Raw genomic sequence first — 21,176 nt, 5'->3', positions numbered from 1 at the left:
TGTGGTCGGCGTCGGTGCGACGGACTCAGAAGTCCATGCCACCCATGCCGCCGTCGCCGCCGGGCATGGCCGGCGCCTTCTCCGGCTTGTCCGCCACCACGGCCTCGGTGGTGAGGAACAGCGCGGCGATCGACGCGGCGTTCTGCAGCGCCGAGCGGGTCACCTTGGCCGGGTCGATGATGCCCTCGCCGATCATGTCGACGTAGTCGCCGGTGGCCGCGTTGAGACCGTGGCCGGCCTCCAGGCCGCGCACCTTCTCCGCGATGACGCCACCCTCGAGACCGGCGTTGACCGCGATCTGCTTCAGCGGGGCCTCGGTCGCCTTGCGCACGATCTGCGCGCCCACGGCCTCGTCACCGGACAGCTCGAGCTTCTCGAACGCCGAGTCGGCAGCCTGCAGCAGGGCCACGCCACCACCGGCGACGATGCCCTCCTCGACGGCGGCCTTCGCGTTGCGCACGGCGTCCTCGATGCGGTGCTTGCGCTCCTTGAGCTCGACCTCGGTGGCCGCGCCGACCTTGATCACCGCGACGCCGCCGGCCAGCTTGGCCAGCCGCTCCTGCAGCTTCTCGCGGTCGTAGTCGGAGTCGGACTTCTCGATCTCCGCGCGGATCTGGTTGACGCGACCGGCGATCTGGTCGCCGTCACCGGAACCCTCCACGATGGTGGTCTCGTCCTTGGTGATCACGACCTTGCGCGCCGAGCCGAGCATGTCGATGCCGGTCGACTCGAGCTTGAGGCCGACCTCCTCGGAGATGACCTGACCGCCGGTGAGGATCGCGATGTCCTGCAGCATGGCCTTGCGACGGTCACCGAAGCCCGGGGCCTTGACGGCGACGGACTTGAAGGTGCCGCGGATCTTGTTGACGACCAGGGTGGACAGCGCCTCGCCGTCGACGTCCTCGGCCAGGATCAGCAGCGGCTTGCCGGACTGCATGACCTTCTCCAGCAGCGGCAGCAGGTCCTTGACCGAGCTGATCTTCTGGTTGGCGATGAGGATGTAGGGGTCCTCGAGGACCGTCTCCATCCGCTCCGGGTCGGTCACGAAGTAGGCCGAGATGTAGCCCTTGTCGAAGCGCATGCCCTCGGTCAGCTCGAGGTCGAGCCCGAAGGTGTTGGACTCCTCGACGGTGATGACGCCTTCCTTGCCGACCTTGTCCATCGCCTCGGCGATGATCTCGCCGACGGTCTCGTCGGCGGCGGAGATCGACGCGGTCGACGCGATCTGCTCCTTGGTCTCGACGTCCTTGGCCATCCCGAGCAGCTGCTCGGAGACCGCCTCGACGGCCTTCTCGATGCCGCGCTTGAGGCCCATCGGGTTGGCGCCGGCGGCGACGTTGCGCAGGCCCTCACGGACCATCGCCTGCGCGAGCACGGTGGCGGTGGTGGTGCCGTCACCCGCGACGTCGTCGGTCTTCTTGGCGACCTCCTTGACCAGCTCGGCGCCGATCTTCTCGTAGGGGTCCTCCAGCTCGATCTCCTTGGCGATCGAGACACCGTCGTTGGTGATCGTGGGAGCGCCCCACTTCTTCTCCAGGACGACGTTGCGGCCCTTGGGGCCGAGCGTCACCTTGACGGCGTCGGCGAGCGTGTTCATGCCACGCTCCAGGCCGCGACGGGCCTCCTCGTTGAAAGCAATCAGCTTCGCCATGTTGTGCGCGATCCTTCGCTTCGACACGTGTGTGGACGGACCCGGCCGCTGCCCGCGACGGACGACCCCCGCTGACCCGACGGACCCTTCCCGCCGGCGCCCGGGGCCTCAGCTCGCCGGTCCGTTGGTTTTGTCACTCTCACGCGGAGAGTGCCAACGTCATGTTTAGCACTCGCCTGGTGAGAGTGCAAACAGCATCGGGCCGGTCCGGACCGGGCTGTCGATCGGGGCGTTCCCCGTCCGTCATCGCGATGACAGACTCCACCCGAGCCCTGGAGGAACCCATGACGGAGTACGCCATCCTGATCCCCGGCGACGAGGCCCGCTGGGCCGCGGCCAGCGACGCCGACAAGCGGGCGATGTACGACCGCCACAACGCCTTCGCCGCGATGCTCGCCGAGCGCGGCCACACCATCACCGGCGGCGCCGAGCTGACCCACTCCTCGACGTCGCGGCTGGTGCGCCTCGACGGCGACGCCGCCCTGGTCACCGACGGCCCCTATGCCGAGACGACCGAGCAGCTCACCGGCTTCTACACGGTGCGCACCGACGACCTCGACGACCTGCTCGAGTGCGTGGCGTTCCTGGCCGGCGGCGAGGGTCCGCTCGAGGTGCGCGCCTGCGTCGACCACTCGGTCGGCCAGGCATGAGGTTCCTGCTGCTGAGGGCACGGCCCGAAGAGGTCGGCCCCTGACCGCGGCGGCCGCGCTCGAGACGGCGCTGCGTGAGGACTGGGGCCGCCTGCTGGCGCTGCTCGTCGCGCAGTACCGCCGCCTCGAGATCGCCGAGGATGCCCTCGGCGACGCGTTCGAGGCCGCCGCCCGCACCTGGCCCGAGACCGGACCCCCGACCAACCCGCCCGCCTGGCTGCTGACCACGGCCCGGCGGCGCGCGATCGACCGGCTCCGCACCGAGGCGGTCGCCGCCCGCCGGCTGCCCGAGCTCGCCGTCGAGGTCGAGCTCGCCGAGGAGGTACGTCGCGTGAGAGCCGATCCCGCCACGTCGACGGCCGCCGACGGCGGCCTGCCCGACGAGCGGCTGCGCCTGGTGCTGCTGTGCGCGCACCCGTCGCTGTCCCGGGAGGCGGCCGCGGCGTTGACACTGCGGCTGGTGCTCGGCGTGCCCACCCCCGACATCGGCCGGCTGTTCCTGGTCAGCACGCCCACCATGGCCGCCCGGCTGACCCGGGCCCGCAAGCGGCTGTCCGGGGCCCGCTTCGACCTGCCGACCGGCCCCGACCTCGCGGAGCGGGTCGGCCTGGTCGCGGAGGTCGCCTACCTGACCTTCACCGCCGGCTATGCGCCGGCCACCGGCACCGAGGTGGTGCGCGCCGACCTCGCCGGCGAGGCGATCCGGCTGGTGCGTGTCGTGCGCGGCCTGCTGCCCGGGCATGCCGACCTCGACGCGCTGCTCGCGCTGATGCTGCTGCAGCACTCACGGCGTGACGCCCGCGTCGCCTTCGGCCGGCTGGTGCTGCTCCCCGACCAGGACCGCACCCGATGGCGGGCCGAGGAGATCGACGAGGCGCTGGCCCTGCTCCGGCCGCTCACCGCCACCGAGGCCACGCCCTACCTGCTGCAGGCACTGATCGCCGCCGAGCACGCGATCGCCCCGAGTCCGGAGCTCACGGCGTGGACCCGGATCGCCGACCGCTACGCCGAGCTCGAGGCGCTCACCGGCTCGCCCGTGGTGCGGCTCAACCGAGCCGTCGCCGTCGCAGAGGCCGACGGCCCGCTGGCTGGACTCGCGTTGCTCGCCGACCTCGACCTGCCGGGGCACCGGCTGCCGGCCACCCGCGCCGAGCTGCTGGCCCGGGCCGGCCGGGTGGCCGAGGCCCGGTCGGCGTACGACGACGCCCTGGCGCGGTGCGACAACGAGGCCGAGGCCACCCACCTGCGTGGCCGGCGCGCCGCGCTCGACACCCCGCCCGGGTAGCCCACCCGGACCACCCGGCGACTGTCGCCGGGCTCACTCCTCGATTGAGCATCCGTGCGGATGTGCGAATGCCCGCACGGGAGCACGCTGGAGGTATGACGACCTCCCTGACGTCTCCGACGGCGTCCCCGCCTCCGGCCGGGATCGCCGACCGCGTTCCGCTCACGCCGCGCAGCCTGGAGTGGCTCACCGGCGAGGTGGCCGCGTGGCGACGCGAGGGCCTGGTCTCGGACACGCAGGCCGACCAGATCCTCGGCCGCTACCAGGCCTCCCGCCGCTTCAGCCTGGCCACGCTGGTGCTCACCCTCGGCGCGGCGTTCGTCGGCGTCGGCCTGATCTGGTTGGTGGCCGCCAACCTCGACCAGCTCGCGCCGACCGCCCGCTTCCTGTTCATCGCCGCCCTGTGGGTCGCGATCACCGTCGCCGCCGAGGCGCTGGCCGGCCGCCGCGAGCACGGCGGCGCGGTCCCCTCGCCGGTGGTGGGGGCCGTGCGGACGCTCGCCTCGCTCGCCTTCGGCGCGGTCGTCTTCCAGGCGGCGCAGAGCCTCCAGGTGACGGCGTACGAGCCGAAGCTCGTGGGCCTGTGGGCCGCAGGCGCGCTCCTCTACGCGTACGCGGTCCGCGGTCGGGGTCCGCTGGCGGTCGGGCTGAGCACCGGCGTCGTGTGGTTCCTCTGGGCCATCCTGTGGGACCAGGCCAGCGGCCTGACCGTCGTCCTGGGGCTGGCCATGGCGGCCGTTGCGGCCGTGGCCGTCGGCTCGCTGCACGACCGGTGGGAGCCGTCGTTCGGCGTTCCGTGGCGTGAGCTCGGCACCGCCCTGGCGCTGGCCGCGCTCTTCGCCGCGGCGATCCCGGCCGTCACCACCAGCGACTTCGCGTGGTCCCCGGTGCTGCTCGTCGGCACGGTCGTCGCGGCGCTGCTGGCCGCTGCGGCCGCCGTCCTCGTGCCCGGCTGGCGACGCCTGGAGGTCATCGGCGCCGCAGCCGTGGCCGCCGTGGCCCTGCTGCTGGTCTGGTGGGACACCGGCTCCGACACCGCTCACGTCGACCTCGCCGACTGGGCACACGCGGCGACCGCGATCGTGGTCTACGTCGCGGCGGCCGCCGGCGTCGCGGTCCTCGGGGTGCTGCGCGACTCGTGGCGGCTCACCGCGCTGGCCACCGGCGCGCTGGTGCTGTTCGCGACGTTCCAGAGCTTCGCCGTCTTCGCCGCGATCCTCTCGGGTGCCTGGCTGTTCATCGCGCTCGGCCTGGTGTTCCTGGCCACGGGGTTCGGCTTCGACCGGGCCCGTCGCCGGCTCGCCCATGAGCTCGCCGACGAGCTCGCCACTCAGGAAGGAGCGTCGTGATGACCGCCTGGATGAAGGTCGCGGCGGTGCTGGTCGTGCAGCTTGGGCTGGTCGCAGTGGGAGTGGCGCCGCAGGTGTCGGCCCGCACCACCGGCGAGGAGTACCTCCTGCGGGTGCAGCCCTACGACCCGATCGACCCGTTCCGGGGCGCCTACGTCGACCTGTCCTACCCCGACCTGGCCCTCAACGTGCCCGACGAGGGTGACCTCGAGGCCGACGGCACCACCGTCTATCTCGTGCTGCGCGAGAAGGACGGCGTGTGGGTGTCCGACGGCGCAGTCACCGAGCGCCCCGACGACGGGCCCTACCTCACCTGCGACCACCACTCCTGGCGGCTGCGCTGCGGCATCGAGAGCTACTTCCTGCCGCAGGACCAGGCGGCGTCGTTCGACGAGCTGGTCGGCTCCGGTCAGGCCGTGGCGGTCGTGCGCATCGACGGCCGCGGCCACGCCGCCCTGGTCGACGTACGCAGCCGCTGAGCCTGAGCGTCAGCCGCCGGCGACGGCCGGGATGACGGAGATCTGGACGCCCTCGGGGGTGGGGGTCGCCAGGTCGTCGAGGAAGCGGACGTCGTCGTTGCCGACGTAGACGTTGACGAATCGGCGCAGCGCGCCCGCCTCGTCGACGACGCGCGCCTTGATGCCGGGGTAGGCACCGTCGAGGTGGTCGAGCACCTCGAGCAGGGTCCCGCCCTCGGCCGAGACCTCGGACTCGCCGCCGGTGTAGGTCCGCAGGATGGTCGGGACGCGCACGCTCACGCTCATGCCGGCCAGCCTCTCAGGAGATGCCGGTTGCCGCGAACGCGGCGTACGACGGCTCGATGACCGCCGCCGGACCGACCCGGTCGGACACCGCGTCGAGCGTCTTCAGACCCATGCCGGTGTTGATCACCACGGTCTCCAGCTCGGTGTCGAGCTGGCCGGTCTCCACGAGCTTCTTCAGCACGCCCACGGTGGTGCCGCCGGCGGTCTCGGTGAAGATGCCCTCGGTGCGGGCCAGCAGGATGATCCCCTCGCGGACCTCCTCGTCGGTGATGTCCTCGACCGCCCCGCCGGTGCGGCGGCAGATGTCGAGGACGTAGGGGCCGTCGGCCGGGTTGCCGATCGCCAGCGACTTGGCGATGGTGTCGGGCTTGACCGGGCGGACCACGTCGTGGCCGTCCTTGAAGGCCGCCGAGACCGGGCTGCAGCCGGTCGCCTGGGCACCGAAGATCCGGTAGGGCTTGGCCTCGACCAGCCCGAGGGCGATCAGCTCCTGGAAGGCCTTGTCGACCTTGGTCAGCTGCGAGCCCGAGGCGACCGGGATGACCACCTGGTCGGGCAGCCGCCAACCGAGCTGCTCGGCGATCTCGTAGCCCAGCGTCTTGGACCCCTCGGCATAGAACGGCCGCACGTTGACGTTGACGAACGCCCAGCCCTCCTCCTCACCGGCGATCTCCGAAGCGAGCCGGTTGACGTCGTCGTAGGTGCCGTTCACGGCGACCAGCTGCTCGGTGTAGACCGCGGAGTTGACCTGCTTGGGGTGCTCGAGGTTGCTCGGGATGAAGACCACGGTCTTGATCCCGGCCCGGGCACCCGCGGCGGCGACGGCGTTGGCGAGGTTGCCGGTCGAGGGGCAGGCGAACGTCGTGGCGCCGAGCTCGCGGGCGGCCGACAGCGCGCAGGCGACCACGCGGTCCTTGAAGGAGTGGGTCGGGTTGGTCGAGTCGTCCTTGACCCAGAGCCTGGCCAGGCCGAGCGCCGCCGCGAGGTTGTCGGCCCGGAGCAGCCGGGTGAAGCCGGGCTCGGTGTTGGGGCTCTCGGTGATGTCGGTCGGCACCGGCAGCAGCGCCTGGTAGCGCCAGATGTTGCGGGGGCCGGCCTCGATCTGCTCACGGGTGATCGCCGGGAACTCGTAGGCGACCTCCAGCGGGCCGAAGCACTCGGGGCAGGCGTAGTGGGGCCCGAGCTGCTCGAGGTGGCCGCACTCGCGGCAGGACAGCCCCACCGCGTTGCCGAAGGCGCCGGGCCGCAGCGCGCCGGGAGCGGGGGCGGTGACGTCGGCGTCGAGCACGTCGGGACAGACAGGCCGCTCGGCCAGGGATGCGCTCATGGGGAGACCTCCTCCTCATCTCTCCCACGGCGGACTTCGTCGTGGGCCGGATTTGGCACCGTCTCCACGTCCAGCCGGAGGCTTCCGGTGGGAGGTTCGTGGCGGTTGCCGGGACGTCGTCGGGCCGTTCCCTCAGTCCCTCGTGATGAGCTGCGCTCAGCCTACGTCCCCCGTGTCTCAGGATGCGAATCGACCATCCACGATGTGGACACCGGCACCCGGTCGAACCTCGGCGCCCGCTCGTGGTGGGATGGAGGGCGTGGACGGCTCACCGGACACCCGATCCGGCCGCGGAACCGCGGCCCCCTCGCGGACGGCGTACGACGCGCTGGTGGCGGCCGCCGACCGGCTCGTCGTCGGCCTCGACATGGACGGCACCCTGTCGCCGATCGTCGAGGACCCCGAGCTCGCCCACATCCACCCCGAGGCACCCGACGTCCTCGTCGACCTGGCCGAGGTGGTGCGCGCGGTGGCGATCATCACCGGCCGCCCCGCCCGCCAGGCGCTGGCGCTCGGTGGGCTCGACGAGGTCGGCGACGAGATCGGCGGGCACGGACGCGAGCTGTTCGTGCTCGGGCAGTACGGCCACGAGCGCTGGACCTCCTCCGAGCGCCGGGTGATCACCCCGCGTCCGCCACACGGGCTCTCGACGTTCCTGCGCGACCTGCCCCGGCTGCTGCGTCAGGCGGACGCGCTGGACGCCCATGTGGAGGAGAAGGGGCTCGGCGTGGCGATCCACACCCGCCGGCTGCCCGACCCGGGAGCGGCCCAGGCCCGGCTGCTGGAGCCGGTACGCCGGTCGGCCGAGGCCCACGGGCTGATCACCGAGCCGGGCCGGCACGTCGTGGAGGTGCGCACGCCGGGTATCGACAAGGGCGTGGCCGTGCACCGGCTCGCCGAGGAGCTCGACGCCGGTGGCTTCCTGTTCGCCGGCGACGACCTCGGCGACCTCGAGGCCTTCACCGCGGTCCGCGACCTCGGGGAACGGGGACTGGCGGCCTACCTCGTGTGCTCGGCCTCCGACGAGGAGAGCGCGCTGCGCGACCTGGCCGACGAGGTGGTCCCCGGGCCCGACGGCGTCCTGGAGCTCCTGCGCCGGCTCACCGCCGACATCCGCGCCTCCCGATAGTCCGCCACGTTCGGCACCACCGGAGACCGCTCGACCGGTGCCGAACGTCGCGGACTATCGCGGGAGGCCTAGCCCAGGGGGCCGGTGAGGATGACGGTCAGCCGGTCGCCGCGCATCGGGTCGACGGCGGGCAGCACCCGCTTGATGCCGAGGTCGAGCGCCAGCTGGCGCGCCTGGACACGCAGCCGCGCCGGGAAGTAGACCGTGGAGGCGGGGACTGTGCCGTACCAGCCGTCGGTGCCGAACACCACCTGCCAGCCCAGACCGCCGGCCCGGTCGCCGACCTCCGCGGCCAACCCCTGCTCGCCGGAGTTGTTGTAGACCTCGACGAGCACCTTGCTGCGGTCGAGGGTGGGCTGCTTCGTCGGGTCGGGCTTGATGGTCGGGGCCGTCGTCACCGAGGGGGCGGTGCCGGTGGGCAGCGCGACCTCCCGCTCGCCGGGCCCCTGGCCACGGGTGGCGACGAACGCGATCGCCGCCATCGCGACGGCGAGGATGCTGATCATGACGACCGGCGACGGAAACGCCGCCAGGCCGCGCCCCCGCTGCGGCGCCACGTCCACCCCCTCCGTCGAGCTGCGGCTCAGATCTCGAAGCCGAGGCGGCGCGCGGAGCGCTGCCGCTGCCGGGTGGCCCGCAGCCGCCGGAGCCGCCGGACCAGCAGCGGGTCGGCCTCGAGCGCCTCCGGGCGGTCGATCAGGGCGTTGAGCACCTGGTAGTAGCGGGTCGCGCTCATGTCGAACTGCTCGCGGACCGCGGTCTCCTTCGCGCCGGCGTACTTCCACCACTGCCGCTCGAACTCGAGGATGTCGCGATCGCGGTCGCTCAGGCTCGGCTGGTCAACGGCTGGGCCGGTGAGGGCGTTCGCGGCGTCCATGGTGGCGGGCTCCCCGTGGTGCGATGATGGGTACGTCGACCCCCACTGTAGGCGACGAATCACAACCCTGTCATTCGCTCGGCCGTTCGGCCCCGGCGAGTCGCGGATCCGGCCCCCGTAGGGTGGCCCCGTGAGCGCCCCCACGACCGCCGACCTGGTCGTCGTCGCCAACCGGCTGCCGGTCGACCGCATCGTCGAAACCGACGGCTCCATCGGCTGGCGGCGCTCGCCGGGCGGCCTGGTGACGGCGCTGGAACCGGTGATGCGCGCGCACGACGGCGCCTGGATCGGCTGGCCCGGCGGCACCGACGAGGAGAGCCCCGAGCCGTTCGTCGAGGACGGCATGACGCTGGTGCCGATCTCGCTGAGCGCCGAGGAGGTCGAGGACTTCTACGAGGGCTTCGCCAATGGCACCCTGTGGCCGCTCTACCACGACCTGGTCGCCAAGCCCGAGTTCCACCGCGAGTGGTGGGACGCCTACGTCGCCGTCAACGAGCGGTTCGCGCGGCGGGCCGCGGAGGTGGCCGCCGAGGGCGCCGCGGTGTGGGTGCAGGACTACCAGCTGCAGCTGGTGCCGCAGATGCTCCGCGAGCTGCGGCCCGACCTGCGGATCGGCTTCTACCTGCACATCCCGTTCCCGCCGGCCGAGCTCTTCCAGCAGCTCCCCTGGCGCCGGCAGATCCTCGAGGGTCTGCTGGGCGCGGACCTGATCGGCTTCCAGCTCGGCGGCGGAGCGGCCAACTTCGTCCGCCTGGTCCGGCAGCGCGTCGGTCACAAGACCCACCGGGACACCGTCCACCTGCCCGACGGCCGGGTCGTGCGCGCCGCCCCGTTCCCCATCTCGATCGACGCCCGCGGGTTCGAGGAGCTGGCCCGGACGCCGGCGGTCGAGGCCCGGGCCCGCGAGATCCGGACCCAGCTGGGGGACCCCAAGACGGTGTTCCTCGGCATCGACCGGCTCGACTACACCAAGGGCATCTACGCCCGGCTCCGGGCCTTCGGCGAGCTGCTGCGCGACGAGCGCCTCGACGTCGAGGACGCGACGTTCGTGCAGGTCGCGACCCCGTCGCGGGAGCGGGTCGAGCAGTACCGCCAGCTCCGCGACGAGACCGACCGCCTGGTCGGCCGGATCAACGGCGACCACGGGCGCCTGGGCCACCCGGCCATCTCCTACCTGCACTCCTCCTACCCCCGCGAGGAGATGGCCGCCCTCTACCGCGCCGCCGACGTGATGGTGGTGACGCCGTACCGCGACGGCATGAACCTGGTCGCGAAGGAGTACGTCGCGTGCCGCCTCGAGGAGGACGGCGCGCTGGTGCTGTCGGAGTTCGCCGGGGCGGCCGACGAGCTGCGGCAGGCCTGGCTGGTCAACCCCTACGACCTCAACGGGATGAAGGACACCCTGGTCGAGGCCGCCACCGCACGCCCGCGCGAGAAGCACCGGCGGATGCGCGCGATGCGTCGTCAGGTGATGGAGAACGACGTCAAGCGCTGGGCCGACGCCTTCCTCGAGGAGCTGCTCTACGACGGCGAGCACGACCCGAGCCTGCGCCCGCCCGTCCGGTTCTGAGCGCGAGGCGTCGCAGACGGGTTGGCGAGGCGTCGCAGACGGGGCTCCGACGCGTCGCAGACGGGGCTCCGAGGGCACCCGGGCCGCCCCGTCCTGGCGTCCTCGCTAGATTCGGAGCATGGATCTGGTCCCGAAGCCCGGTCAGGTCATCGCGGCCGCACAGAACCTCACCCACCAGGCGTTGTACGGCGGCCTGGCCGACCTCCGCCCGATGCCGCGGTCGCTGATCGCCGAGGGGCCCAGGCGCGACGTCTACCACTACCGACCCACCCCGGGCACCGTCCCCGACGGGGACCCGATCCTGCTGGTGACCCCGCTCGCCGCCCCGCCGATCTGCTTCGACCTGCGGCGTGGCTGCTCGCTGGTCGAGCACCTGGTGCGCGCCGGGCACCCGACGTACGTCGTGGAGTACGGCGAGGTGTCGTTCAAGGACCGCAACCTCGGCATCGAGCACTGGGTCGACACGGTGGTGCCCACCGCGATCCAGGAGGTCTCCGACCATGCCGGCGGACGACCGGTCCACGTGGTCGGCTGGTCGCTGGGCGGGATCTTCGCGCTGCTGACGGCCGCGGACCGGCCCGATCTCCCCCTGGCCTCGGTCGTCTCGCTAGGTGCGCCGTTCGACGTCAGCGAGGTGCCGATCGTGGCGCCGCTGCGGCCGCTGCTGACCCTCTCCGACGGACTGCCGGAGGGCTGGGGTGCCGTCACCGCGGCGTACCGCCTGCTCGGCGGCGCGCCCAAGCCGGTCGTCGGGTGGGCCTTCAACCTGGCGTCGGTGCAGAAGCTCGTGACCAAGCCGCTGGCCATCGCGACCCACCTCGACGACGCCGACTACCTCGCGCAGCTCGAGGCGGTCGACCGGTTCCGGTCGCAGATGATCGCCTATCCGGGCCGGACGTTCGGCCAGCTCTACCACCGGTTCGTGAAGCGCAACGCCCTCGCCGGCGGCTCCTTCCGGCTGGGTGACCGCAGCATCGACCTGGCCGACCTGAGCGCGCCGGTGCTGGTCTTCGCCGGCGCCACCGACGGCATCGCGCCCGTGGCGTCGGTGCGGGCCGTCGTACCCCTGTTGGCGTCGGCACGGGAGGTGCGCTTCGAGATCGTGCCGGGCGGTCATCTGGGCATGCTGACCGGGCGCGCGGCCCGCACCGGCACCTGGGCGGTGCTCGACGCGTGGGTGCGGGAGTGGGCGAGCAGGCTCGAGCCCGCGGCCAAGGCCCCGGCGGCGTCGACGCGCCCGACCGCGAAGGCAGCCGGCAAGAAGGCAGCGGCGAAGAAGACCGCCGGCAAGAAGGCAGCGTCGAGGAAGACCGCCGGCAAGAAGGCAGCGGCGAAGAAGACCGCCGGCAAGAAGGCAGCGGCGAAGAAGACCGCGACCAAGGCGGCAGCGAAGACCGCGACGCCCAAGAAGGCCACCGCAAAGAGCACGCGCACGCCGACGAAGCGGACCTCGACCGCGAAGAAGGCCCCCGCCGCCGACGCCCCGGCGATCGGCGCCAACCCGCGCCGCCGCTACGGCTCCGCGTCGTCCCGCTCGCTGTCCGGCTGAGCAGCGTCATCCGGATCGCGCGCTCCGACGACCGAGTGGGATGACGTCCGGGAGCAGCGCGCCGCCCCAGCGATGTCTACTGGTGCGTACGACGCACCTACTGCGTCGTACGCACCAGTAGACATCGCCCCACGGGAAGCCCCCCGCCACCATTCCCGACATCTCGCACCACCATTCCCCGCATCTCGCGCGACCATTCCCGACATCTCGCACCACCATTCCCGGCATCTCGTCGATAGCCTGCGGCCATGGCGGGAGAGGGCGCGCTGCCGCGGAGGGTGCGGATCGGCTACGGGTCGGGGTCGGTGGCGACCGGGGCGTTCGGGACGGTGCCGGGCCTGATGCTGCTGCCGTTCCTCACCGACAGCCTCGGGATCGCGTCGCTCGCGGCGGGGCTGATCGTGTTCCTGCCCAAGGGCTGGGACGTGATCCTCAACCCGATCGCGGGCCGGATCAGCGACCGCACCATCGACCCGCGTGGACCGCGGCGACCGTGGCTGCTGCGGGCCGGCCTCGGCCTCGCCGTCGCGTTCGCGCTGATCTTCGCCGGCCCGGCCACGGGCTCCCAGGGAGCCGACGCCGCCTGGGTGCTGGTGTTCTTCCTCGCCGCCGCGACGGCGTACGCCTTCTTCCAGGTGCCCTTCGTCGCGATGCCTGCCGAGATCACCGACTCCTACGACGAGCGCACCCGGCTGATGACCTGGCGGGTCGCGCTGCTGGCGCTGACGATCATGCTGGCCGGCGCGACGGCGCCGCTGATCCGCGACGCGGTCGGCGGGCGGGCCGGCTACCGGGCGATGGGCGTGGCCATGGCCGCGCTGATCCTGGTCGGGGTGGTCTCGGCCTACCGCGGCACCCGCAGCGCACCCGTCGGCGCCGTCGAGCCCGGCCCGGGCAGCCTGCGCGACCAGCTGCGGATCGTGGCGACCGCGCGGGACTTCCGGCACCTGCTGACGACGTTCGTGATCCAGGCCCTCGCGACCGGCAGCATGCTCGCGGGCGTCGACTACCTCGCCCGTCAGGTGCTGCAGGACAAGGGCGCGAGCACCATCCTGTTCCTCTGCTTCGTCGGGCCGGCCCTGGTGCTGACGCCGCTGTGGGCGCGCGCCGGGGAGCGGCTGGACAAGAAGCGCGGCTACGTCCTGGCCAGCCTGGTCCTCGCCGCTGGGGCGCTGCTGCTCACCACGGCGCGGGTCGCGCCACCGGCGGTGGTCTTCGCGGCGACGGCCCTGGTCGGGGTGGGCTACGCCGGCGTCCAGGTCTTCCCGCTCGCGATGCTGCCCGACGCGGCGGCGGTCGACGCCCGGCGTACCGGCGCCAACCGCGCCGGCGTCTACACCGGCGTCTGGACGGCCGGCGAGACCCTCGGCCTCGCCCTCGGGCCGGCGCTGTACGCCGTGGTGCTGGCGCTCGGGGGCTACCGCTCCTCCACCACCGGCGACGTCGCGCAGCCCGACTCCGCGCTCACCGCCATCGTGCTCGGCTTCTCGCTGCTCCCAGCCCTGCTCACGCTGGGCAGCCTGTGGTGGCTGCGCCGCTACTCCCTCGACGCTCGCACCGTCGACGCCCGCGCCGACGACTCCCTGGCAGGGTGAGCCCATGACCGACGTGACCGCACGCCTCGAGGAGCTCCGCGCCGGCGACCTGCCCGTCCACGGCGGGCGGACGCTGGCCTATGTCTACGACGCCGGGCTTCCCGAGCTGGACGCGCTCGCGCGCGACGCCGTCGCGGCGTACGCCGGCGCCAACGGGCTCGACCCGACCGCCTTCCCCAGCCTGCTCTCCATGGAGAACGAGCTGGTCGGCTTCGCCTGCGGGCTGGTCGACGCGCCTCCCGGGGCGGTCGGCACGGTCACCTCCGGGGGCACCGAGTCGTGCCTGCTGGCCGTCCAGGCGGCCCGCGACGGCGCCCCCGAGGTGACCCGCCCCAACATCGTGCTGCCGAGCACCGGCCACGCGGCCTTCCGCAAGGCGGCGCACTACTTCGGCGTGGAGCTGCGCAGCGTGGCCGTCGGCGACGACTTCCGCGCCGACGCCGACGCGATGGAGGCGGCCCTCGACGACGACACGGTGCTCGTGGTGGCCTCCGCGCCGTCGTACGCCCACGGCGTGGTCGACCCGGTGACCGAGATCGCCGCGGTCGCCGCCGCGCGCGGCATCCGCTGCCACGTCGACGCGTGCATCGGCGGCTGGGTGCTGCCGTTCGCCACCCGCCTCGGGCGCCAGGTCCCGCCGTGGACCTTCGCCGTCGAGGGCGTCACGTCGATCTCCGTCGACACGCACAAGTACGCCTATGCCCCCAAGGGCACCTCGCTGCTGCTGCACCGCACCTCGGCGCTGCGCCGACCGCAGTACTTCGCCTCCGCCGACTGGCCGGGCTACACGATGATCAACTCGACCATGCAGTCGACCAAGTCCGGCGGGCCGCTCGCCGGCGCGTGGACGGTCGTCCAGTCGCTGGGCGAGGCGGGCTACCTCGACCTGGCTCGCCAGGCGTTCGAGGCGACCGACGCGATCGTGGCCGGGGTTGCCGCCCTCGACGGCCTCGAGGTGCTGGCGGCACCCGACTCGACGCTGGTCACCGTCGTGACCGACGGCTCCTGCGACCCGTTCACGGTGGCCGACGAGATGAAGCTGCGCGGGTGGTACCTCCAACCACAGCTGTCGTACGCCGGCTCCCCAGCCAACCTGCACCTCACCGTCAGCGCCGCGACCCTGGCCCCCCTCGACGAGCTGCTCGCGTCGCTCCGGGAGGCCGTGGCCGCCGCGGTGGCCGCGGGGCCGGTGGCCGTCGACCCCGAGGTGGTCGCCTTCATCGAGGCCCTCGACCCCGCCGCGCTGAGCGACGACGACTTCGACGGGCTGCTCGTCGCGTCGGGGCTGGTCGGCTCCGACACCCCCGGGCTCGCGCTGCCGGAGCGGATGGCCGAGGTCAACGCGATGCTCGACGTCGCCTCGCCGGCGATGCGCGAGGCGCTGCTGGTGGCCTTCCTGGACCGGCTGGCCCGACCCGCGCGACCGGGCGGCGCCGCGTGAGCGCGCTGGCAGGCCTGGCCGACAAGGGCCTGGTCGCATCCGACTGGGCGGCGGCGCTGGCGCCCGTCGACGAGCGGATCTCCGCGATGGGCGTGTTCCTGCGCGAGGAGCTGGCCGCCGGCCGGGACTACCTGCCCGCCGGCGACCGGATCCTGCGCGCCTTCCAGCGGCCGCTCGCCGAGGTCCGGGTGCTGGTCGTCGGCCAGGACCCCTACCCCACCCCCGGACACCCGATCGGGCTCAGCTTCGCCGTCGCTCCCGACGTACGCCCGCTCCCCGGGTCGCTGCGCAACATCTATCGCGAGCTCCACGACGACCTCGACGTCGAGCCGCCCGCGCACGGTGACCTCACGGGGTGGGCGGACCGCGGCGTGATGCTGCTCAACAGGGTGCTCACGGTGCGCCCCGGCACTCCGGCCTCGCACCGCGGCCAAGGCTGGGAGGACGTCACCCAGTGCGCGATCGAGGCGCTGGTCGCCCGCGGCGGCCCGCTGGCCGCGATCCTGTGGGGCCGCGACGCGCAGTCATTGGTCCCGATGCTGGGCGCGGTGCCCAGCGTGCAGTCCGCCCACCCCTCGCCGCTGTCCGCCTCGCGTGGCTTCTTCGGCTCCCGCCCGTTCTCCCGGGTCAACCAGCTGCTGGTCGACCAGGGAGGCGAGCCGCTTGACTGGTCGCTGCCGGCCTGACTGCCGCGGCGTACGGCGCACTGCCGCCGCCCCACCCGCGGCCCCGGAGGCCGAGCACGATGGAATAAAGTTGAAAGTGAAACTATTCTGATGACCATGGACACCACGACCCGGATGCCCGCGCTCTACATCGGCCACGGCGCGCCCCCGCTGCTGGACGACCCGATCTGGTCGGGCCAGCTGGCCGCCTGGGCGGGCGAGCTGCCCCGCCCGAAGGCCATCCTGATCGTCAGCGCCCACTGGGAGTCGGCCCCGCTGTCGCTGAGCGCGCAGGGCGTCGAGCTGGTCTACGACTTCGGCGGCTTCGCGCCGAGGTACTACCAGATGCGCTACGACACCCCCGACGCCACCGCCCTGGCGCGGCGGGTGGCGAGCCTGATGCCCGACACCGAGCCGGTGCACCAGCACACGAGCCGCGGTCTCGACCACGGGGCCTGGGTGCCCCTGAAGCTGATGTACCCCGGCGCCGACATCCCCGTGCTGCAGATGTCGATGCCCACCCACGACCCGCAGCGGCTGATGGCGATCGGCGAGCGGCTGCGCCCGCTCCGCGACGAGGGCGTGCTGATCATCGGGTCCGGCTTCCTCACCCACGGGCTGCCGTTCCTCACCGAGTGGAAGATCGACGCGGCCGTGCCGGGCTGGTCGGCCGACTTCGACGCCTGGGCGGCCGACGCGCTCTCCCGCGGTGACATCGACACCCTGGCCGCCTACCGCTCCAAGGCTCCGGGCATGCCCTACGCCCACCCCACCGTCGAGCACTACAGCCCGCTGTTCGTGACCCTGGGCGCGGCCACCACGCCCGACGAGCCGGGGGTCCAGGTCGTCGACGGGTTCTGGATGGGCCTCTCCAAGCGGTCGCTCCAGGTGGCCTGACCGATCCATCGCCTCGGGCCGCCCACCGGCGACCCGGCATGATGGGCGCATGCGTCGTGCCTGCGCCGTCCTGCTCGCCGCCCTGGTCGCCCTCGGGCTGCTCAGTGCCCCGGCCGCCGCCGGACCCCCGGCCCGGGCGCGCGCCAAGCACCCGCTGGTGGTCACCGGCTATGCCCTGCCCGGCCTGAAGGCGAGCGTGCTGCGCCGCGACCGACATGCGCTCGACATCGTCGGCGCCGACGGGCTGTCGGTGAAGGCAGACGGGTCCGGAGTCACCTCGTCCAACGCCGCGCTGCGCCGGCTGAAGCGACTGGCCCACCGCCGCGGCCTGCGGGCCGAGCTGCTCGTCAACAACTACGCCGGCAGCCTGGGCGACTTCGACCCGGTCCGGGTGAGCAGGCTGCTCGGCAGCAAGGCGCATCGCGGGGCCGCCGTACGCCGGCTGGTGAGGACCGTTCGCCGGGAGAAGTGGGACGGCGTCACCGTCGACCTGGAGGCGATGCGACGCCGCGACCGCGACGGCCTGGTGGCGTTCGTGCGCGAGCTGCGGGCCGCGCTGCCGCGCCGGGTCGAGCTGTCCATGGACCTCGGGGCGCGCACCAGCATCCGGCAGTACCGCGACGCCGGGTTCGACCTGCGCCGGCTGGCCCGGCACGTCGACCGGATGGTGCTGATGACCTACGACCAGCACGGCCCGGGGTGGAGCGGCCCCGGTCCGATCGGTGCGATCCCCTGGCAGCGGCGCACGATGAAGGTGCTCCTCGGCCGGGTCCCCCGGGCGCGCGTCGACCTGGGCATCGCCGGCTACGGCTACACCTGGCCGACCTCCGGCACCGGCCACACCGTCAGCCCCCGACGGGCCCGAGCGATGGTGGAGGCCGACGGCGCCACCGCGGTGTGGCACCCGAAGATCGGCGAGTGGAGCACCGAGCTCTCCGACGGGACCGTGATGTGGTGGTCCGACGCGCGGTCCTACCGACGCCGCCTCGCCGTGGCCCGCGACCTCCGGGTCCACGGGGTAGCCCTGTGGGTGCTCGGCACCGCCGACCCGCTCCCCTGAGGTCTGGGGCACGGCCCCTGCCAGGATGGCCCGGTGCGCGTCCTCTCCATCCAGTCCCACGTCGCCTACGGTCATGTCGGCAACTCCGCCGCGGTCTTCCCCCTCCAGCGCCTGGGTCACGAGGTCTGGCCGGTGCTCACGGTCAACTTCTCCAACCACACCGGCTACGGCGCCTGGCAGGGGCCGCTGATCGCGCCCGGCGACGTGCGGGCGGTCGTGGCCGGGATCGAGGACCGCGGCGTGCTGGCGACCTGCGACGCGGTGCTGTCGGGCTACCAGGGCGGTCCGGCGATCGCCGACGTCATCCTCGACGCCGTCGCCCGGGTCAAGGCGGCCAACCCGGAGGCGACGTACACCTGCGACCCGGTGATGGGCAACGCGACCTCGGGCTGCTTCGTCGACCCCGCGATCCCGCCGGTGATCCGCGAGCGGGTGATCCCGGCGGCCGACGTGGTCACCCCCAACCAGTTCGAGCTGGGCTTCCTCACCGACACCGAGCCGGAGACCCTCGACGAGGTGCTGGCCGCCGCCGACCTGCTCCGTGAGCGTGGGCCGCGGACCATCCTGGTCACCTCGGTCGCCCGTCCCGACCGGCCTGCCGACACCATCGAGATGCTGGCGGTGACCGACGACGGCGCCTGGATCGCGCAGAGCCCGCTGCTGCCGATGAAGGCCAACGGCTCCGGCGACCTCACCGCGGCGCTGTTCACCGCCCACCTGCACGAGTCCGGCTCGCCGGCGGACGCGCTGGCCCGCACCATGTCCTCGGTCTACGCCGTCCTCGCAGCCACCCTGGCCAGCGGCGAGCGGGAGCTGCGCCTGGTCGCGGCGCAGGACGCCATCGCCGACCCCGCCTGCGAGTTCGAGGTCCGCCGGGTCCGCTGACGGGCACGTCTCCCCAGCCACCGGCCGACCCGGCTAGCCTGATCGCGCCCGCCGCCTCGGAAGGACCCCGTGACCGCACCCTCAGCCTCCGTCCGTCGCCCCGCCCGCCCGGCCAGCCGGATCGTTCGGGTCGCCGCGGCCCTGGCCGTCGTGGCCGGTGTGCTCTCACTCGTGCCGACCCCTGCGCACGCCGCCGACACCGACGAGCAGACCCTGGCCGAGCGCTATGCGCCGATGGTCCGCCTGGTGCCGCAGGCCGAGGCGTGTGGACCCGGCGAGCCCTACCGCCCGGTGTCGGTCGACCCGCTGTTCGACAACCCGGGCGTGGCGCTGCGCGGACCGTGGGCACAGGACAACCTGGTCGAGGTGGGCCCGAGCGCCGACGACCTCTCGACCAGCCTCGACGGCTACGCGCTCGACCTCCCGGGCACGCCGCTGGACCCCGGCTGCGGCTACGAGGAGTGGTTCGACCGGGTCTGGGGCGACCAGCCCACGACGGTCTACGCCCACGTGGCGACCGAGGAGGGCAGGCCGGACCAGCTGGCACTGGAGTACTGGCTCTACTACCCCTTCAACGACTTCAACAACAAGCACGAGAGCGACTGGGAGACCGTCCAGCTCGAGTGGGACGTGGGCACCGTCGCCGAGGCGCTGGAGACCGAGCCGGTGACCGTGCTCTACAGCCAGCACGAGGCCGGCGAGGAGGCGGCCTGGGACGACCCCAAGCTCAAGCTCGACGACGGACCCACCCCGAGGTCTTCGCCTCCGCCGGATCGCACTCCAACCACTACGACTCGGGGCTGTTCCTGCTGCGCTCGAGCAGCCAGGGGCTGGGCTGCGACTCCACGTTGGACGCGGCGCCCGGCGTGAGTCCCGAGGTCGTCGTCATCCCGAGCGACCCCGTCCAGGCCGAGCGGGAGTTCCCCTGGATCGCCTACCAGGGGCAGTGGGGCGAGAGGCTGTCGCCGGCGTTCTACTCCGGTCCCAGCGGCCCCAGCGCCAAGGAGCGCTGGACCGAGCCGTTCACGGCCACCGAGCGGCGCAACGAGATCAGCTATCAGGTCCCGGCCGGCGAGGTCTACGGCGTCAAGACCACCGACGCGTTCTGCTCGGTCGTGGAGCGCGGGTCGGTGATCTTCCTGCGCTTCTCCAACAACCCCGTGCCGGTGCTCGCGGTGCTGGTCGTGCTGCTGGGGCTGGTGCTGTGGCTGGTCCGGCGTACGTCGTGGGGCTCCACGCGGGCGTTCCCGCTCGCCCGGCAGCGCACCTTCGGCCAGATCCTGTCCGACGCCTGGGAGGCCTACCGCTCCCGGCTGCTGCTCTATCTCGGCATCGGGGCGCTCGGCGCCACCGTGGCGCTCGCGCTCTCCCTGCTCCAGCAGGCGATCGGCGGCGGTGCCCTCACCAGCAGCACCCCACCGCCGGCCACCGGCTGGTCCGCGGCGGTCGCGCTGCTGGCGCCGGTGCTCCAGGGCGCCGTCGCACTGTTGGCGACGACCGCCTGTGTGCAGACCATGGTCGACCGTGCCGAGGGGCGCACGGTGACGGCGGCCTCGACCTACCGCGCCGCCGCCTCGAAGTACCCCGTCGCCCTGTGGACCGGCCTGCTGGCGATGTCGCTCGGGGTGGTCCTGGTCTTCACGTTGATCCTCGCACCGCTGGCCCTGGTCCTGCTGGTCGCGGTCTCGCTGTTCGTGCCGGTCGTGGTCCTCGAGGACCTCTCGGGCGCCGCGGCGCTGCGCCGCAGCGCCCGCCTGGTCAACACCCAGAAGATGAAGAACATCGCGCTGCTGGCGTTCGGTGGGCTGATCGGCTCGGTGGTCGGCGGGTTCGTCGGGGTGCTGCTGCTGGCGCTGTTCCAGCTCCCGTTCGTGCTGGTCAACGCGATCCCGGGCGTGGTGGCCGCGCTGATCGCCCCGTGGTACGCCCTCGCCCTGGTCTACGCCCATCAGGACGCCGTGCTGCGGCTGCCGGTCGAGCCGGACGAGCGGACCGACGACGACCCCGACGACGAGCCGAGCCGCGTGTCAGGATCGAACTGACGACCGTCCGCTTACAAGGCGGGTGCTCTACCACTGAGCTAACGCGGCCTGCGCCCGCGCGCCGCGACGGCGCCCACGAGCGGCGACCCATGGTAGCCGCGCGGCGCCCGGGTGGCGCAGCGGCGACGCGATCTGCCGGGCGCAGGGGCGCCGTTCTGACGCCACGCTGAGGTGCTCCGGGTCTGGTGGTGTCCCGGTCGACCGCAGGGGTCGGCCCGGAAGGGAGACACCTCATGAAGATCCCGCTCGCCCTGGCCTCCCTGGTGGGAGCCGGGCTCACGCCACGACAGCGCGCCCGACGGTCCTCGCGCGAGGACTCGCCACCGGAGGTGCCGGCGCAGCGCCGTCCCTCGGAGACGCCCCGGGGAGCGGAGCCGGCCAGCTCGGAGGAGGCGCCGACGCGCCACCGCGAACGGCGCCCGCAGCGCTGATCGGGCCCG

The 21,176-nt window shown here is 73.1% G+C and carries 21 protein-coding genes, 1 tRNA gene and 1 riboswitch; of the genes, 16 read left to right on the top strand and 6 right to left on the bottom strand.

Annotated elements, in window-relative coordinates:
- Positions 1–25 precede the first annotated feature (25 nt).
- Entirely contained in the window at positions 26–1,651 is a 1,626-nt protein-coding gene (gene groL / locus R2740_RS00570; RefSeq protein WP_371300719.1) for a chaperonin GroEL, read from the bottom strand.
- Between the two features lie 284 nt (positions 1,652–1,935).
- On the opposite strand from groL, the gene R2740_RS00565 reads away from it, so the two are divergent.
- The 4 genes from R2740_RS00565 to R2740_RS00550 all read left to right on the top strand — a co-directional run bounded on the left by R2740_RS00565 (position 1,936) and on the right by R2740_RS00550 (position 5,414).
- A complete protein-coding gene (locus R2740_RS00565) occupies positions 1,936–2,301 on the top strand; it encodes a YciI family protein (protein WP_371300718.1) in 366 nt (121 codons plus the stop codon).
- Positions 2,302–2,341: 40 nt separating this feature from the next.
- Positions 2,342–3,586 (top strand): RNA polymerase sigma factor, encoded by a 1,245-nt coding sequence (locus R2740_RS00560; protein ID WP_371301163.1) that lies wholly within the window; start codon positions 2,342–2,344, stop codon positions 3,584–3,586.
- A 95-nt stretch (positions 3,587–3,681) separates the two neighbouring features.
- Complete coding sequence (locus tag R2740_RS00555) at positions 3,682–4,935, top strand: DUF2157 domain-containing protein (RefSeq protein ID WP_371300717.1); 1,254 nt, start codon at positions 3,682–3,684, stop codon at positions 4,933–4,935.
- Positions 4,935–5,414 carry a GDYXXLXY domain-containing protein gene (locus tag R2740_RS00550; protein ID WP_371300715.1) on the top strand — a complete coding sequence of 160 codons (480 nt, stop codon included), beginning with the start codon at positions 4,935–4,937 and terminating at the stop codon, positions 5,412–5,414. Before R2740_RS00555 ends, R2740_RS00550 begins: the two co-directional genes overlap by 1 nt.
- Before the next feature lie 9 nt (positions 5,415–5,423).
- Here the strand turns inward: R2740_RS00550 and R2740_RS00545 are convergent, their stop codons facing one another.
- Both R2740_RS00545 and thrC read right to left on the bottom strand, forming a co-directional pair.
- The gene (locus R2740_RS00545) at positions 5,424–5,699 is read right to left on the bottom strand and encodes a MoaD/ThiS family protein (RefSeq protein ID WP_371300714.1); all 276 of its coding nucleotides are present in this window, start codon (positions 5,697–5,699) and stop codon (positions 5,424–5,426) included.
- Positions 5,700–5,712: 13 nt separating this feature from the next.
- Positions 5,713–7,026, bottom strand: a complete 1,314-nt coding sequence (gene thrC / locus R2740_RS00540; protein ID WP_371300713.1) for a threonine synthase — start codon at positions 7,024–7,026, stop codon at positions 5,713–5,715.
- A 12-nt stretch (positions 7,027–7,038) separates the two neighbouring features.
- Positions 7,039–7,178: riboswitch (SAM riboswitch) on the bottom strand.
- A 107-nt stretch (positions 7,179–7,285) separates the two neighbouring features.
- Between thrC and otsB the strand changes: the two genes are divergently transcribed.
- Entirely contained in the window at positions 7,286–8,155 is an 870-nt protein-coding gene (gene otsB / locus R2740_RS00535) for a trehalose-phosphatase (RefSeq protein WP_371300712.1), read from the top strand.
- Between the two features lie 68 nt (positions 8,156–8,223).
- Here the strand turns inward: otsB and R2740_RS00530 are convergent, their stop codons facing one another.
- Together R2740_RS00530 and R2740_RS00525 are read right to left on the bottom strand one after the other, a co-directional pair.
- A complete protein-coding gene (locus tag R2740_RS00530) occupies positions 8,224–8,712 on the bottom strand; it encodes a LytR C-terminal domain-containing protein (protein WP_371300711.1) in 489 nt (162 codons plus the stop codon).
- Between the two features lie 26 nt (positions 8,713–8,738).
- Complete coding sequence (locus tag R2740_RS00525; RefSeq protein WP_371300710.1) at positions 8,739–9,032, bottom strand: DUF3263 domain-containing protein; 294 nt, start codon at positions 9,030–9,032, stop codon at positions 8,739–8,741.
- Between the two features lie 130 nt (positions 9,033–9,162).
- On the opposite strand from R2740_RS00525, the gene R2740_RS00520 reads away from it, so the two are divergent.
- The 10 genes from R2740_RS00520 (at position 9,163) to R2740_RS00475 (ending at position 20,736) form a co-directional block, all read left to right on the top strand.
- On the top strand, positions 9,163–10,602 hold the full coding sequence (locus R2740_RS00520; protein WP_371300709.1) for a trehalose-6-phosphate synthase: 1,440 nt from the start codon (positions 9,163–9,165) through the stop codon (positions 10,600–10,602).
- Positions 10,603–10,720: 118 nt separating this feature from the next.
- Entirely contained in the window at positions 10,721–12,151 is a 1,431-nt protein-coding gene (locus R2740_RS00515; RefSeq protein ID WP_371300708.1) for an alpha/beta fold hydrolase, read from the top strand.
- A gap of 248 nt (positions 12,152–12,399) precedes the next feature.
- Complete coding sequence (locus R2740_RS00510) at positions 12,400–13,746, top strand: MFS transporter (protein ID WP_371300707.1); 1,347 nt, start codon at positions 12,400–12,402, stop codon at positions 13,744–13,746.
- Positions 13,747–13,750: 4 nt separating this feature from the next.
- Positions 13,751–15,187, top strand: a complete 1,437-nt coding sequence (locus tag R2740_RS00505) for an aspartate aminotransferase family protein (RefSeq protein ID WP_371300706.1) — start codon at positions 13,751–13,753, stop codon at positions 15,185–15,187.
- Positions 15,184–15,873: a uracil-DNA glycosylase gene (locus R2740_RS00500; RefSeq protein WP_371300705.1), complete on the top strand. Its 690-nt coding sequence runs from the start codon at positions 15,184–15,186 to the stop codon at positions 15,871–15,873. The genes R2740_RS00505 and R2740_RS00500 overlap by 4 nt, the downstream gene beginning before the upstream one ends.
- A 96-nt stretch (positions 15,874–15,969) precedes the next feature.
- Positions 15,970–16,749, top strand: coding sequence for a dioxygenase (locus tag R2740_RS00495; RefSeq protein ID WP_371300704.1), 780 nt, complete (start codon positions 15,970–15,972; stop codon positions 16,747–16,749).
- 49 nt (positions 16,750–16,798) lie between these two features.
- Positions 16,799–17,809 (top strand): glycosyl hydrolase family 18 protein, encoded by a 1,011-nt coding sequence (locus tag R2740_RS00490; protein WP_371300703.1) that lies wholly within the window; start codon positions 16,799–16,801, stop codon positions 17,807–17,809.
- Positions 17,810–17,842: 33 nt separating this feature from the next.
- Complete coding sequence (gene pdxY, locus R2740_RS00485; protein ID WP_371300702.1) at positions 17,843–18,694, top strand: pyridoxal kinase PdxY; 852 nt, start codon at positions 17,843–17,845, stop codon at positions 18,692–18,694.
- 69 nt (positions 18,695–18,763) lie between these two features.
- A complete protein-coding gene (locus R2740_RS00480; protein ID WP_371300701.1) occupies positions 18,764–19,564 on the top strand; it encodes a hypothetical protein in 801 nt (266 codons plus the stop codon).
- Complete coding sequence (locus tag R2740_RS00475; RefSeq protein WP_371300700.1) at positions 19,561–20,736, top strand: hypothetical protein; 1,176 nt, start codon at positions 19,561–19,563, stop codon at positions 20,734–20,736. The genes R2740_RS00480 and R2740_RS00475 overlap by 4 nt, the downstream gene beginning before the upstream one ends.
- On the opposite strand, the gene R2740_RS00470 is transcribed toward R2740_RS00475, so the two are convergent.
- Positions 20,713–20,784: transfer RNA gene (locus tag R2740_RS00470), tRNA-Thr, on the bottom strand. The genes R2740_RS00475 and R2740_RS00470 overlap by 24 nt on opposite strands.
- 185 nt (positions 20,785–20,969) lie before the next feature.
- Here R2740_RS00470 and R2740_RS00465 point away from each other — a divergent pair.
- Positions 20,970–21,167, top strand: a complete 198-nt coding sequence (locus tag R2740_RS00465; RefSeq protein WP_371300699.1) for a hypothetical protein — start codon at positions 20,970–20,972, stop codon at positions 21,165–21,167.
- Positions 21,168–21,176 lie beyond the last annotated feature (9 nt).

Origin of the sequence: Nocardioides sp. (assembly GCF_041393715.1) — a bacterium.
In the GTDB taxonomy this organism is placed as follows: domain Bacteria; phylum Actinomycetota; class Actinomycetes; order Propionibacteriales; family Nocardioidaceae; genus Nocardioides.
Note: the sequence above shows the minus strand (reverse complement) of the source record. Positions and strands in the feature narration are given on the sequence as shown.